Below are 13,946 nucleotides of genomic sequence, written 5' to 3'. Positions count from 1 at the left end.
ATATCGGGGATGTTGTGTGCCGACTTGCCATTTCCACACCCCCCTTTCTTTTGGCGGATGCGTCTGTGGTGCCAGCGCGAACTCAACGTAACATTGAGCCGGCTTATTCCTTACTTATGCGAGATAAGCCCGCGCATTATACGCAAATACGCTCAGGAAGCAAGCGGGATATGACCATGCGAAGTGAATTCCATTACTGTCAAGACCATTTGGCATAGGGGGAAGGATATTGCATGCTTCAATGCGTGAGAATTATGCGCCCGATAAAAGCGCATAACCATGAAAACCGCAACCAGGGAGGGTAAAAATAGTGGCGCAGTGGCTGCTTATCGCCTCTGTCGCGCTGTATGGCGTGATAATGGGGCATCTGACCGGGCGTATCCTGCAATCGATGCCGGCATGGGCATTTTCCGCCGGCGCGCGGGGCGTCGGTTACGGCTCGCCGGCATCCCGGCGGCCGGCTTTGGGGCGGAACCGCCCGCGACGTAATTCATACGCCGGCTCATACGGCTGTGAAAGCAGTTGTGCCCTGGTGTTCACCGCCATGCTGATTATCGGCGGGCCCGGGATGAATCTTCCCGTCGGGCTGCTCTTTGGCTTGTTTTTGCTGACCCTCAGTTGGGTCGACGCCCTTACCCTGCTGTTGCCGGACCGGCTGAACGGCCCGCTTCTGGCCTGCGGGCTCGCAAGCCACGTCACTGCATGGGATGGGGCAGATGCGTTCAAGAACGGGCTGCTTGGGGCGATATGCGGCGCTATGGCGCTCTGGGGTGTTCAACGCCTGTTTCGGCGGGTAAAGGGTTATGAGGGTCTAGGGGGCGGCGATATTAAGCTGCTGGCTGCCCTTGGTGCCTGGCTGGGGTGGCAGGCGTTGCCGGGATTATGCTGCTACGCGGCGTTAAGCGGACTGGCCGTCTGTGCCGTAAGCGGAAGCACACAGGGGAAAATCCCCTTCGGCCCATGCCTGGCGTTGGCCGGCTGGGTGATATACATCAGTCCGTAGAAAATCCTGCTACGAACTGATGCGGCTTGCGGACGGGTTTATTATGAATCTTCGTATTTATACGGCAGATTAGAACCGTGCCGGTAAAAGTACCGGCGAAGTATCATCCAGCCCCGCTCGTTATTGCGCAGCATCTTTCAACTGGGATTGGAGGTAATTTTGCGCGCCGATGCGGCCGATCAGTTCCAGCTCGGTTTCAAGAAAATCAATATGTTCTTCTTCATCCGTGAGAATTTCGATGAGCATATCGCGGCTCACATAATCCCGAACGCTATCGGCATAATTGATGCCTTCACGGAGATCCTGAGCCCCTTGCAGTTCAAGGTTAAGATCCGAGCGCAGCATTTCTTCCACATCCTGGCCGATGTTAAGGGGGCCGAGGTCCTGCAGATTCGGCAGCCCTTCCAGGAAAAGTATGCGTTCGATATAACGATCGGCATGCTTCATTTCATCAATGGATTCGTGATATTCGACGTCGTTTAGCCGCATCAGACCCCAATTTTTGAACATCCGTGCATGCAGGAAATACTGATTGATGGCAACCAGCTCGTTGCCGAGCAGTTTATTGAGATGGGTTATTACTTGGGCATCGCCTTTCATAGTGCACTCCTCCGTTACGGTTAAGTACAGAATATAACCGGAGCAGAGTAAATCAAGGTAATAACCCTACTAATTAAGCAATTTTTCATAACTCATAATGATCTGTAGTTCATCTTCCATGATGACCCGCGCCTTGCAGGTGCACTTACCGCATTTGGTGCCTACCGGAACAATCTGTTTAAGCTCTTGAAGCGACACGGGTTGGTACTGTCTGACAGCATCACGGATGGCTTCGTCACTTACCGCATTACATAAACAAACGTACATTTGCGTCTTCTCTAAACCAACTTGCGAATAATTTAAATGAGAACGCTTGTCATTTCAATAGGTGAATTATAATTGTTTTGTAAATTTGAGGTATTCCATAGGGTTAATATTAAATGGAAAGAAATAAAAAAGGCGCCGAAGCGCCCTTTCTTTGCCAGACTCCAGGAAGATGGGAGTCTTAAGCGATAACCTTGGCTACCACGCCGGCGCCAACGGTACGGCCGCCTTCGCGAATAGCGAAACGCAAGCCGTCGTCCATGGCGATAGGGGCAATCAGGTTTACAACCATCTTGATGTTGTCGCCAGGCATCACCATTTCCACGCCTTCCGGCAGTTCGATGGTTCCGGTCACGTCAGTGGTACGGAAGTAGAACTGAGGACGGTAGCCTTTGAAGAACGGCGTATGGCGGCCGCCTTCATCTTTGCTCAGAATATAGACTTCTGATTCGAACTGGGTATGCGGATGGATGGTACCCGGTTTAGCCAGTACCTGGCCGCGTTCAACTTCATCACGTTTGGTACCGCGCAGCAGCACGCCCACGTTTTCACCGGCACGGCCTTCATCCAGCAGTTTACGGAACATTTCAACGCCGGTGCAGGTGGTTTTCACGGTCGGTTTGATGCCGACGATTTCAACTTCTTCACCTACTTTCACCACGCCGCGTTCCACACGACCGGTTACCACGGTGCCGCGGCCGGAGATGGAGAATACGTCTTCGATCGGCAGCAGGAACGGCTTGTCAATGGCGCGAACCGGTTCCGGGATGTAGGTGTCCAGCGCTTCGGCCAGTTCCAGGATCTTGGAGGTCCAGGCTTCGTCGCCTTCCAGCGCTTTCAGGGCGGAACCGCGGATTACCGGCGTGTCGTCGCCCGGGAAATCGTACTGCGACAGCAGTTCGCGTACTTCCATTTCAACCAGTTCCAGCAGCTCTTCGTCATCCACCATGTCGCATTTGTTCATGAAGACGATGATGTAAGGCACGCCTACCTGGCGAGCCAGCAGGATGTGCTCGCGGGTCTGCGGCATCGGGCCGTCGGTTGCCGCTACCACCAGGATCGCGCCGTCCATCTGGGCTGCACCGGTGATCATGTTTTTCACGTAGTCGGCATGCCCGGGGCAGTCAACGTGCGCGTAGTGGCGGGACGGGGTATCGTATTCAACGTGAGAGGTGTTGATGGTGATACCACGGGCCTTTTCTTCCGGCGCGTTGTCGATCTGATCGAAGGCGCGGGCGCTGCCGCCGTAGGCTTTAGCCAATACGGTGGTGATGGCGGCGGTCAGGGTCGTTTTACCATGGTCAACGTGGCCGATGGTGCCGACGTTAACGTGCGGTTTTGTACGTTGAAACTTTTCTTTAGACACGGCTATATTCCTTACTCTTATGCTCTCACCTTAAGCGAGAGCACGGGATAATAATTTTAAACCCTAAAACTTATTTAGCTTTACGGGCTTCGATAATGGCCTGAGCAACGTTGTTCGGTGCCTCATTGTACTTCAGGAACTCCATGGAGTAAGAAGCACGGCCCTGAGTCTGTGAACGCAGATCTGTAGCATAACCAAACATTTCAGACAAGGGGACCTGCGCACGAACCGTTTTGCCGGTCGCAGTATCTTCCATGCCGTCGATCATACCGCGACGACGGTTCAGGTCACCGATCACGTCACCCATATAGTCTTCAGGCGTTTCAACTTCGACTTTCATGATAGGTTCCAGCAGAACCGGTTTGGCTTTCATGAAGCCTTCTTTAAACGCCATTGAAGCGGCAATCTTAAACGCCATTTCCGAGGAGTCGACTTCGTGGTAAGAACCATCGAAAGCCGCGACACGGACATCCACAATCGGATAGCCGGCCAAAACGCCGTTCTTCAGCTGCTCCTGCACGCCTTTATCCACCGCGGGGACGTATTCTTTCGGAACAACGCCGCCGACGATTTCATTAAGGAATTCGTAGCCTTTACCACCGGGCTCCATCGGTTCGATACGCAGCCAGATATGACCGAACTGGCCACGACCGCCGGACTGACGAACAAACTTGCCTTCTTGTTCTACAGTATTGCGGATTGTTTCACGGTAAGCCACCTGCGGTTTGCCGACGTTAGCTTCAACATTGAATTCGCGACGCATGCGGTCAACGAGAATTTCAAGATGCAGCTCGCCCATACCGGCGATGATGGTCTGACCGGATTCTTCATCGGTCCATACGCGGAAAGACGGGTCTTCCTGCGCCAGACGCCCCAATGCCAGACCCATTTTTTCCTGGTCGGCTTTGGTTTTCGGTTCAACGGCAACGGAGATAACCGGTTCCGGAAACTCCATACGCTCCAGGATAATCGGCGCGCTTTGATCGCACAGGGTATCGCCGGTGGTAACATCTTTCAAACCGATGGCCGCGGCGATGTCGCCCGCGCGCACTTCTTTGATTTCTTCACGTTTGTTGGCGTGCATCTGCACGATACGGCCGAAACGTTCGCGTTTGTCTTTAACGGAGTTCAGCACGGTATCGCCGGAATTAACCACGCCGGAATACACGCGGAAGAAAGTCAGGTTACCCACAAACGGGTCGGTGGCGATTTTAAACGCCAGCGCCGAGAACGGTTCTGCATCGCTGGAATGGCGTTCTGCATGGGTTTCGCCGTCTTCCAGCACGCCGTTGATGGCCTGAACATCGGTGGGCGCGGGCAGATATTCGATAACCGCATCCAGCATCGCCTGTACGCCCTTGTTCTTGAACGCAGAACCGCAGGTTACCAGGATGATTTCGTTGTTCAGCACGCGCTGGCGCAGGCCGTGCTTGATTTCTTCTTCAGTCAGCTCTTCGCCGCCGAGGTATTTGTCCATCAGCTCTTCGTTGGCTTCCGCTGCGGACTCAACCAGGTGCTGGTGCCAGGTATGGGCCAAATCAACCAGATCCGCCGGAATCTCTTCATAATTGAAGGTGATGCCCTGGTCGGCTTCGCTCCAGTTGATGGCTTTCATTTTCACCAGGTCGACAACGCCGGTGAATTTTTCTTCCGCGCCGATGGCCAGTTGAATCGGCACCGGGTTAGCGGCGAGACGGGTTTTCAACTGATCAACAACACGCAGGTAGTTCGCGCCCATGCGGTCCATTTTATTAACGAACGCAATGCGCGGAACTTTGTATTTGTTCGCCTGGCGCCATACGGTTTCAGACTGTGGTTGCACACCGCCTACCGCACAGTAGACCATCACCGCGCCGTCAAGGACACGCATGGAACGTTCAACTTCGATAGTGAAGTCAACGTGCCCCGGGGTGTCGATGATGTTGATGCGGTGGGCATCAAACTGCTTGGCCATACCGGACCAGAAACAGGTGGTCGCAGCGGAAGTAATGGTGATCCCGCGCTCTTGCTCTTGTTCCATCCAGTCCATAGTAGCGGCGCCGTCATGGACTTCACCGATTTTATGGTTTACACCGGTATAGAACAGAATGCGTTCCGTGGTGGTGGTTTTACCGGCGTCGATGTGTGCACTGATACCGATATTACGGTAGCGTGCAATAGGTGTTATACGAGCCATTTGTATCCTCGATTACTGGGGCGTTCTATTCGAGCTAGCCCAAGCGGGCGAACTTTTTATCCCGCCCGCTTGGTTAGCATAACTACTGCGAGGCGGTTACCAGCGGTAGTGGGCGAACGCCTTGTTGGCATCTGCCATACGGTGAACGTCTTCACGTTTCTTAACGGCGGTGCCTTTATTTTCTGCCGCATCGGAAAGTTCGTTCGCCAGGCGCAGAGCCATAGATTTATCACCGCGTTTACGAGCAGCTTCTACAATCCAGCGCATTGCCAGGGCATTGCGGCGGACCGGACGCACTTCAACTGGCACCTGATAAGTAGAACCACCGACGCGGCGCGACTTGACTTCGACAGTCGGGCGCACGTTGTCCAGAGCTACTTCGAAAGCTTCCAGATGGCCTTTACCGGAACGCTGAGCCAGGGTCTCCAGCGCGGTATAGACAATTGCTTCAGCGGTAGATTTTTTACCGTCTACCATCAGGATATTGACAAATTTTGCCAACAGCTCAGATCCGAACTTAGGATCCGGCAGGATTTTACGTTGACCAATGACGCGACGACGTGGCATGAGATAACTCCGTTGTTAATTCAGGATTGTCCAAAACTCAATGAGTTCTTTGACATTAATAATAAAATGTTTGGCCTTACTTAACGGAGAACCATTAAGCCTTTGGCTTCTTCACGCCGTACTTGGAGCGGCCTTGCTTACGGTCTTTAACGCCGGAGCAGTCGAGCGCGCCGCGAACGGTGTGGTAACGCACACCCGGGAGGTCTTTAACACGGCCGCCACGGATCAGGATCACGGAGTGTTCCTGCAGGTTATGACCTTCACCGCCGATATAGGAGGTGACTTCAAAACCGTTGGTCAGACGAACACGGCATACTTTACGCAGCGCGGAGTTCGGTTTTTTCGGGGTGGTGGTATATACGCGGGTACATACGCCACGTTTCTGCGGGCAGGCTTCCAGCGCCGGAACGTTGCTTTTAGCAACCTTCATGGTGCGGGGTTTGCGTACCAGCTGGTTAATTGTTGCCATTCAATAAAGCTCCTGGTTTTTGCTTCGTAAACACGTAATAAATCACCTCGTTTTGCCGCAAGGCAGAGTACGAGGACGCAGAATTTTATGGCTCGCGGGTAAAGGTGTCAAGAAATATACAATAAACCCTGCTTACCATGCCATTTGCTGCGGCTGTTTTACCGTGAGGGAGACGAAATCATTATAGCCGATAACGGCAATTTTGTCTGAAAAATGAGCAGCCAATCCACGGGCGGCCACATCCACATCCAGCGCATACAGCCCCAACGGCGCGGCGAGTAGTTTTTCCAGCGCCGGCGTGCCCGCCAGCCCGGCGATGACGCCGTCCTGCAGCAGGAGCAAATCGTCCCCGGCACGGGCGGTGAGCAACAGCGAGGCCAGATCGGAGGCGTAGGGGGAACGGCTTAAGGTATAGAGCATCGTGGATTCCGGAAGCTTAGAAGGTCAGCACAATATCAAATTCGGACAACCGCTGCCGCCAATCCGCCGCCGGCAGGATTTCGGTCTTGAGCACCCATTGTTGCCCCGCGTCCAGTCCGCGTTCAGCCAGCGACTCCCCACAGATATAAAAGCGGTCGACGTCGTAAATCGGCAGTACGCCGAAGGTGGCGATAAAATCGCGGGCCAGAATGTCCGCCGGTCGTTGTCCCGGCAATAGCAGCAACACGCCATCGGCAATGAAAAAAACGCCGATACCTTCGCAGACGGAGGAAGCGGCCAGCAGGGCATCGAGTCCTTCACGTCCGCAGGCGCTGCCATGGGGGCCGTGGGTGAAAACAAAAGCGAGGCGTTTCATGGCGGCACCCTAAAACTGAATGAAGCGATCGCAGTGGGCAACCGCTTGCGCCAGCGCCCCCAAGCCGCTCAGGACGAATCCCGGCTGCAGATTATTTCCGGGCAAATTCAACTGTTCGGCTTCCCGTTCATCGACAATACCGCGGCGCAGGGCGGCGGCGACGCAGACCTCCAGGGCCACGCCGTGTTCCTGGCCAAACTGCCGCCATGCGCGGACCAGATCCGCCTCGTCGCCGGCGGGGGAGGTATAGATATTGGCATTAAGCACGCCGTCCTGATAAAAAAAAACCGTGCCAATCCGGTGTCCCGCCGCCAGCAGCGCCCGGGCAAACTGCAGGGCGCTGGCGGACTGCTGGGTACCGTACGCAGGACCGGACACCATCAGGCAATATTCCAGGCTCACCGGTCCAAACCCAGGAAATCGCCGCTTTTGAACTGGCGGATATAGAGATAAACCGTGTGTTTGGAGATATTCAGCCGATCCGCTACCTGATTGATGGCGTCTTTGATATCGAAAATGCCTTTTTCATAGAGATTCAAAACAATCTGGCGATTCTTGGCGTTGTTGGACACGCCGCGATCGGCGTTCACCTCTTCGATGGTGAATTCCAGGGCCTGCGCCACCAAATCGTCCACCGACGAGGCGAAATTGACGGAGGTGGCGTTCTCCTGCGTCTCAGGGGGGATAAAGGTTTGCATAATTTGCGAAAACGGCACGTCAAGATTCATATTGATGCACAGCAAACCGATAACCCGCTGCTCGCGGTTGCGAATGGCAATGGTGACTGATTTCATCAAGACGCCGTTTTTAGCCCGGGTAAAGTAGGCTTTGGATACGCTGCTGTCCTCACCGGCCATATCGTGGAGCATGCGCAGCGCCAAATCGGAAATGGGCGATCCGATTTTGCGCCCGGTATGTTCGCCGTTGGCAATGCGTATGGCGGAACTTTTCAGATCCTCCAGCGAATGCAGGACAATTTCGCAATGTTCGCCGATTAACATGGCCAGCCCGTCGACAACGGCTTCGTAGGAGGCGAGGATTTCGTGATCTACCTGACTGAATGGCCGTTCGTCCAAAACATCCAGTTCGGTAAAATCTGGGATCGGAAGAGAAGTAGACATGTGCAGACACCACCCGTTATAGAGAGCCTGTCGCGCAATCGGGGGGCAGACTCGGCTGTATAAAAAATTTACTGGCCGCTAGTCTAGCAAATACCGTAAAACGCTGTCCTTGTGTTTGGACAGATTTTTTGCAACTTCATGACCGGTAATACCTTTTTTAAGAATTTCACGGGATTTTCAGCCGGCGAACCGAGACAAGGTTCACTCCCGCCAAGGCGTAACCCTCGTCCCGACCTTACGTATCCCCATGGCAATGTTACAAAAAAGCGGCGTTCTCCTTGCCGGAAGAACACCGCCTTTGCGTGTCGGCAATCCGCCAGGCCGGGACGGAATGTTAAAGAATCAACACGCCGCGGCGACCTGGGACAGGAGCTTATTTGCCCGTTTCAGCCCCGGCTGCCGGCTGATCTGCCGACGGTTTCCCTTCGTCAGGTGTTTTGGCCGCCGGTTTGATGTCCAGCAATTCAACCTCGAAAATCAGGGTGGAATTGGCGGGAATGCCCGGTACGCCGGTTTTTCCGTACGCTTGTTCCGGCGGGATGACCAGTTCAATCTTGCCGCCCTTGCGCACTTCTTTCAGACCTTCGGTCCAGCCGGGTATTACGCCGTCAAGACGGAACGACAGCGGTTCGCCGCGTTTGTAGGAGTTATCGAATTCCGTGCCGTCAACCAGCGTGCCTTTATAGTTCACCACCACGGTATCGGTGTTGGTTGGGGCTTTGCCGGTGCCGACTTTTTCGACTTTATACAGTACGCCGCCCGGGGTTTTCTTCACGCCTTTTTGTTTGGCGAAATCGGCGCGGTATTTATCGCCCTTGTCGGCGTTATCTTTGGCTTCCTGCTCCATTTTAGCCTGCGCTGCTTCTTTCACGCGGGCTTCAAATCCCTGGAGAGTGGCTTCAATCTCTTCATCCGTCAGCTTGCTCTTATTGGCGAAGGCATCCTGGACACCGGCGATTAACTGGTCTTTATCAAGCTTAATGCCAAGCTTTTCCTGCTCCTTGAGGGAGTTATCCATATAGCGTCCCAAAGACGCCCCCAGCGCATAAGCCGCCTGTTCTTCGCTGCTTTTGAATTTGTCCGAGACGGCGTTGGCCGGGGCGGCTGCGGGAGCCGCCGTGGTGCCCGCGGCGGCGGGAGCATCGGCATTGGCGGCCGGCGCTGCGGCAGGAGCATCCGCATTAGCCGCAGGGGCTGCTGCTGCGGTATCCGCGGCCAGCACATGAACGGTATTGAGCGCAAACGCCATTGTGGCGGCCAGCAGCGTGACTTTAAACAGTGATTTCATCCATTTCTCCATAGCCTGGGCTATCTCTTCCCAAGTTTTATGACTAAGTTAAGCCGATACTATAGCTGTGAGCGTAAACACAACACAATCTCTATCCCGACTAATCGGGTCTTTCTCAGACTTTTTTTCCAAAGGGAAGTTTCGTTTTTCCATTTTGCAACCTTATCGCGGCATCACAAAATCATAACAAAACCTCCCCCATATGATTAAACATTAACATTTTGTGAGTTGACTCACTTTATTCTCATTCCAAACTACTATCATCTCGAAATGTTAACGTTGTCATTAAGCAAATAACACCAGCAGATCCTTACCGTATCCGTCGTTTTCGTTACCATAAAATGATGTATTTTTCTCGATAATGTGTTTTTAGTTAAAAAATGATAACGTCAACATTTTCTATTATTATTTAAAAATAGCTAACATGGAGCTGAAAATGAGCCAATTACCGTAATCTATGAAGGCAGTCGTCTGTCACGGCCCTCATGACTACAGATTTGAGCATATTCCCACCCCAAAACCCGGTCCGAAAGAGGTGGTAATAAAAGTCGATGGCTGCGGTATTTGCGCAGGAGATTGCAAAGCAAAAAGCGGCGCGCAAATGTTCTGGGGCGACGATCCGTGGGTGAAAACGCCGGTGGTGCCGGGGCACGAATTTTATGGCCGCGTGGTGGAATTAGGCGTAGGCGCCGCTGAAAAATTCCATATCAAACCGGGTGACCGGATATTAGCCGAACAAATTGTTCCGTGCTGGGAATGCCGTTATTGCAAATCCGGCAAGTATTGGATGTGTGAAAAACATGATATTTACGGTTTTCAAAAAACGGTCGCCGAAGGGGGCATGGCGGAATACATGCGGTTTTCTGAACGGGCCATCATCCATAAAATCCCTGAAAGCCTTTCTCATAAAGATGCCGCGTTGATCGAACCTATGGCCTGCGCCATTCATACCGTGGAACGGGCCGATATCCAACTGGATGATGTGGTGGTACTGGCCGGCGCCGGCCCGCTGGGACTTTGCATGGTGCAGGTGGCGCGGCTGAAAACACCAAAGAAACTGGTGGTGATTGATGCCATTGCTGAACGGCTGGAACTGGCCAGGTCGTTGGGAGCCGATGTGGTGCTCAATCCGAAAACACAGGATGTGGACGCTATCGTCAAAGGCATGACCGACGGCTACGGCTGCGATGTCTATATAGAAGCCACCGGCGCGCCTGTGGGCGTGACCCAGGGACTGCAGATGATCCGCAAACTGGGCCGTTTTGTGGAGTTCAGCGTATTTGGCAAAGAGACCACCGTTGATTGGTCGGTTATCGGCGATCGTAAAGAACTGGATATCCGCGGCGCCCATCTCGGCCCATACAGTTATGAAATCGCCATCGATCTGTTTGAACGCGGCCTGGTGACCGCGGAAGGCATCGTGACCCACAGCTATCCCATTGAAGAGTGTGATACCGCTTTCGCCCTGGCGGATTCGGCCGACTCGATCAAAGTGGTCATCAATCCTTAGCACGGCGGGAGGCGGTGATGGATTATGTCATTGGGGTCGATATCGGGACGCAAAGCACCAAAGCCATCGTATTGCGTCTTGACGGCAAGATCGTGGGCCAGGCGTCCGCCGGTTATCAGGTGGACCAGCCGCAGCCCATGTGGGCGGAACAATGGCCGGATGTGTGGTACAAGGCCGTTTGCCAAACCATTGCCGCCTGTGTACGGGCGTCCGGGGTGGCGCCGGAGGAAATCCGCGGGGTTTGCGTCAGCAGCCTGTATGGCGGCGCCGGTATTCCGGTGAATAAAGAAATGCGGCCGCTATATCCCTGTTTGATCTGGATGGACCGCCGTGCGGCGGATGCCGTGGCCTGGGTGAATGAGCATGTGGATACGGAAAAGCTGTTTCGTATTACCGGCAATAGCCTGGACAGCTATTATGGCTACACCAAAATGCTCTGGATCAAACAGCACTGCCCTGATATATGGCGGGAGATCCATCAATTTTTGCCACCCAATAGCTACGTCAATTATTTACTGACCGGACAGGTGGCGGTGGATCACTGTTCCGCCGGGAATATCGGCGGCGTGTATGATATCGACGCCCGCCGCTGGTCCGATACGGCGCTGGATATGCTGGGTATACCCCGCCGCTTCATGCCGGATCGGCTGGTGGACAGCAGCGCGGTAGTGGGCGAGCTGTTGCCGTCAGTCGCCGCCGAACTGGGGCTGCAGCCCGAAACGCCGGTGATGGCAGGCGGGGTCGACGCCGCCGTGGCGACGCTGGCGGCAGGCGTGGTGGCGCCGGGAGATCATGTGGCCATGATGGGCACCGGCATGTGCTGGGGCTATATCAATCCTGAAGTGGATGCCGCCAACCGGCTGATTTCCATGCCCTATGTCATTAACAGCCGGCGCGATAACTATATTTTCGGCGGGGCCGGAACCGCCGGGGCGGCGGTCAGCTGGTTTCGCGATACGTTCTGCCAGTCTGAGGTGCAGGCCGCGGCGCAATCGCACGGCGTAGATGTTCATCAATTACTGGAGCGCCAGGCGCTTAGCGTCGGAGCGGGCAGCGAAGGCATTTTATTCCTGCCTTATCTGATGGGGGAACGCAGTCCGCTGTGGGATCCCTTTGCCTCGGGTGCTTTTTTGGGCATGACGCTGGTTCATACCAAAGGACATCTTTATCGCGCCGTGCTGGAGGGCATTGCCTTTGCCCTGCGGGATAATATGGAGTGCGGACAAAAAGGCGCCGTGCGGCTGGAGCCGCGCCTGATCGTCGTGGGAGGGGCGGCGCGTTCCGATCTGTGGATGCAGATCATCGCCGATGTGACCGGTTATCCGGTATTCACGCTTAAAGAGGAGGTGGAAGCGCCGCTGGGGGATGCGCTGCTGGCGGCATTGGGGGTTGGATTGATTCGCGACGTGAATATTGTCAAAACCTGGAGCACGCTTGCAGAACGGGCACAGCCGGATGCGATGCGCCATGCCCATTACGATCGGCTCTTTGAACAATACCGGGAGGTTTATCTTAATTTAAAAGAGAATATGCATCGGTTAAGAATGTTGGCCAATGAGCGGTCTTTATCCGATTGCCCTAGCTAAGCCGGGACAGCCGCCGGGTCATTTTAAAAGCGGTATTATTTAACGCTGTTAAATATATGACAAAGTCAAATGTTTGCACTGAATCACAATGCGCGGTAGTGATGTTAGTTAGCATCATGTTCACGTTGTCATATTAATATTTCCCGGCAGCGTATTACTGTCAATGTGAAAAGCATTTGTCTGTCAGCAATGACAGGCCCGTATACATATACGCAAGAATAATATCGATCAACAAATATTGATAATAAAAACTCGACACCCTACAGGAGAGATAATATGTTGTCTACGATTAGAAAAACATTTGCGGTATGCTGTATTGCACTCACGCCTTTTATTAGCCAGAGCCTCATGGCGAAGCCAATAACCATCGGCATGTCTTTTCAGGAGATGAATAATCCTTACTTCGTCACCATGAAAGCAGCATTGGATCAAGCCGGCAAGGATATTGGCGCAACCGTGTATGTGGCCGATGCCCGTCATGATGTCTCCAAACAAATAAATGACGTGGAGGATATGCTGCAAAAGAAAATCGATATTCTGCTGATTAACCCGGCGGATTCGGTGGGCGTTCAGTCCGCGGTGCTTTCCGCCCATAATGCCGGTGCGGTGGTGGTTGCCATCGACGCCCAGGCACAAGGCCCGCTGGATTCTTTTGTCGGTTCCAAAAACTACGATGCGGGCTTTCTGGCCGGCCAATACCTCGGCAAGAACCTGAACGGCAAAGGGAAAGTCGCCATCCTGGACGGCATTCCGGTGGTGCCTATCCTGGAACGGGTACGGGGTTTCGAGGCGGCGATGAAAGCCTATCCGGATATTAAAATCGTTACTAAACAAAATGGTAAACAGGAACGTGATACCGCGCTGACGGTAACTGAAAATATGCTGCAGGCCAATCCGGACCTGGCGGGAATTTTCAGCGTGAATGACGTGGGCGCGCTGGGTGCCCTGGCCGCCATCCAAGCCAGCGGCTCGAAAGTCAAGCTGGTGAGCGTAGACGGTCATCCGGAAGCGATTAAAGAAATCCTGAAACCCAATTCTCCCTTTATCGCCACCGCCGCACAATTTCCTCGCGATCAGGTCAGAATCGGCTTAGGCATTGCGCTGGCCAAATATTGGGGCGCCAATGTTCCCAAGACAATACCGGTCGATGTCAAATTGATTGATAAATCCAATGCACAAGGTTTTAGCTGGTAACCGGCG

15 protein-coding genes are annotated in these 13,946 nt (G+C 53.8%); 4 read left to right on the top strand and 11 right to left on the bottom strand.

Annotated elements, in window-relative coordinates:
• Window positions 1-310 precede the first annotated feature (310 nt).
• The gene (locus tag GTU79_RS02550) at window positions 311-1,003 is read left to right on the top strand and encodes a prepilin peptidase (protein WP_214513681.1); all 693 of its coding nucleotides are present in this window, start codon (window positions 311-313) and stop codon (window positions 1,001-1,003) included.
• A gap of 120 nt (window positions 1,004-1,123) precedes the next feature.
• Here GTU79_RS02550 and bfr read toward each other — a convergent pair whose 3' ends face one another.
• The 11 genes from bfr to fkpA all read right to left on the bottom strand — a co-directional run bounded on the left by bfr (window position 1,124) and on the right by fkpA (window position 9,650).
• Window positions 1,124-1,603, bottom strand: coding sequence for a bacterioferritin (bfr, locus tag GTU79_RS02545; RefSeq protein ID WP_132923665.1), 480 nt, complete (start codon window positions 1,601-1,603; stop codon window positions 1,124-1,126).
• A 69-nt stretch (window positions 1,604-1,672) separates the two neighbouring features.
• Window positions 1,673-1,870: a bacterioferritin-associated ferredoxin gene (gene bfd / locus GTU79_RS02540; RefSeq protein WP_214513680.1), complete on the bottom strand. Its 198-nt coding sequence runs from the start codon at window positions 1,868-1,870 to the stop codon at window positions 1,673-1,675.
• Window positions 1,871-2,048: 178 nt separating this feature from the next.
• Window positions 2,049-3,233 (bottom strand): elongation factor Tu, encoded by a 1,185-nt coding sequence (gene tuf / locus GTU79_RS02535; RefSeq protein ID WP_132923667.1) that lies wholly within the window; start codon window positions 3,231-3,233, stop codon window positions 2,049-2,051.
• A 70-nt stretch (window positions 3,234-3,303) separates the two neighbouring features.
• Entirely contained in the window at window positions 3,304-5,409 is a 2,106-nt protein-coding gene (fusA, locus tag GTU79_RS02530) for an elongation factor G (protein ID WP_203522947.1), read from the bottom strand.
• A 96-nt stretch (window positions 5,410-5,505) separates the two neighbouring features.
• Window positions 5,506-5,976, bottom strand: a complete 471-nt coding sequence (gene rpsG / locus GTU79_RS02525) for a 30S ribosomal protein S7 (RefSeq protein ID WP_011412093.1) — start codon at window positions 5,974-5,976, stop codon at window positions 5,506-5,508.
• A gap of 94 nt (window positions 5,977-6,070) precedes the next feature.
• Window positions 6,071-6,445 carry a 30S ribosomal protein S12 gene (gene rpsL, locus GTU79_RS02520; RefSeq protein ID WP_132923669.1) on the bottom strand — a complete coding sequence of 125 codons (375 nt, stop codon included), beginning with the start codon at window positions 6,443-6,445 and terminating at the stop codon, window positions 6,071-6,073.
• A gap of 132 nt (window positions 6,446-6,577) precedes the next feature.
• On the bottom strand, window positions 6,578-6,865 hold the full coding sequence (gene tusB / locus GTU79_RS02515; protein ID WP_203522948.1) for a sulfurtransferase complex subunit TusB: 288 nt from the start codon (window positions 6,863-6,865) through the stop codon (window positions 6,578-6,580).
• 16 nt (window positions 6,866-6,881) lie between these two features.
• Window positions 6,882-7,241 (bottom strand): sulfurtransferase complex subunit TusC, encoded by a 360-nt coding sequence (gene tusC, locus GTU79_RS02510; protein WP_132923671.1) that lies wholly within the window; start codon window positions 7,239-7,241, stop codon window positions 6,882-6,884.
• Window positions 7,242-7,250: 9 nt separating this feature from the next.
• Window positions 7,251-7,622 carry a sulfurtransferase complex subunit TusD gene (gene tusD / locus GTU79_RS02505; protein ID WP_203523173.1) on the bottom strand — a complete coding sequence of 124 codons (372 nt, stop codon included), beginning with the start codon at window positions 7,620-7,622 and terminating at the stop codon, window positions 7,251-7,253.
• Between the two features lie 17 nt (window positions 7,623-7,639).
• Window positions 7,640-8,362 (bottom strand): helix-turn-helix transcriptional regulator, encoded by a 723-nt coding sequence (locus GTU79_RS02500; protein WP_203522949.1) that lies wholly within the window; start codon window positions 8,360-8,362, stop codon window positions 7,640-7,642.
• A gap of 373 nt (window positions 8,363-8,735) precedes the next feature.
• Complete coding sequence (fkpA, locus tag GTU79_RS02495; protein ID WP_132923673.1) at window positions 8,736-9,650, bottom strand: FKBP-type peptidyl-prolyl cis-trans isomerase; 915 nt, start codon at window positions 9,648-9,650, stop codon at window positions 8,736-8,738.
• Between the two features lie 457 nt (window positions 9,651-10,107).
• Between fkpA and GTU79_RS02490 the strand changes: the two genes are divergently transcribed.
• The 3 genes from GTU79_RS02490 to GTU79_RS02480 all read left to right on the top strand — a co-directional run bounded on the left by GTU79_RS02490 (window position 10,108) and on the right by GTU79_RS02480 (window position 13,940).
• Window positions 10,108-11,160 (top strand): zinc-binding dehydrogenase, encoded by a 1,053-nt coding sequence (locus GTU79_RS02490; RefSeq protein ID WP_253073479.1) that lies wholly within the window; start codon window positions 10,108-10,110, stop codon window positions 11,158-11,160.
• A gap of 17 nt (window positions 11,161-11,177) precedes the next feature.
• Complete coding sequence (locus GTU79_RS02485; RefSeq protein WP_203522951.1) at window positions 11,178-12,746, top strand: FGGY-family carbohydrate kinase; 1,569 nt, start codon at window positions 11,178-11,180, stop codon at window positions 12,744-12,746.
• A gap of 276 nt (window positions 12,747-13,022) precedes the next feature.
• Window positions 13,023-13,940 carry an ABC transporter substrate-binding protein gene (locus GTU79_RS02480; protein ID WP_132923676.1) on the top strand — a complete coding sequence of 306 codons (918 nt, stop codon included), beginning with the start codon at window positions 13,023-13,025 and terminating at the stop codon, window positions 13,938-13,940.
• Window positions 13,941-13,946: the final 6 nt, after the last annotated feature.

The sequence above is a fragment of the Sodalis ligni genome (assembly GCF_016865525.2).
GTDB classification, from domain to species: domain Bacteria; phylum Pseudomonadota; class Gammaproteobacteria; order Enterobacterales; family Enterobacteriaceae; genus Acerihabitans; species Acerihabitans ligni.
The sequence above is the reverse complement of the archived record's forward strand: the minus strand, read 5'-3'. Positions and strand labels throughout refer to the sequence as shown.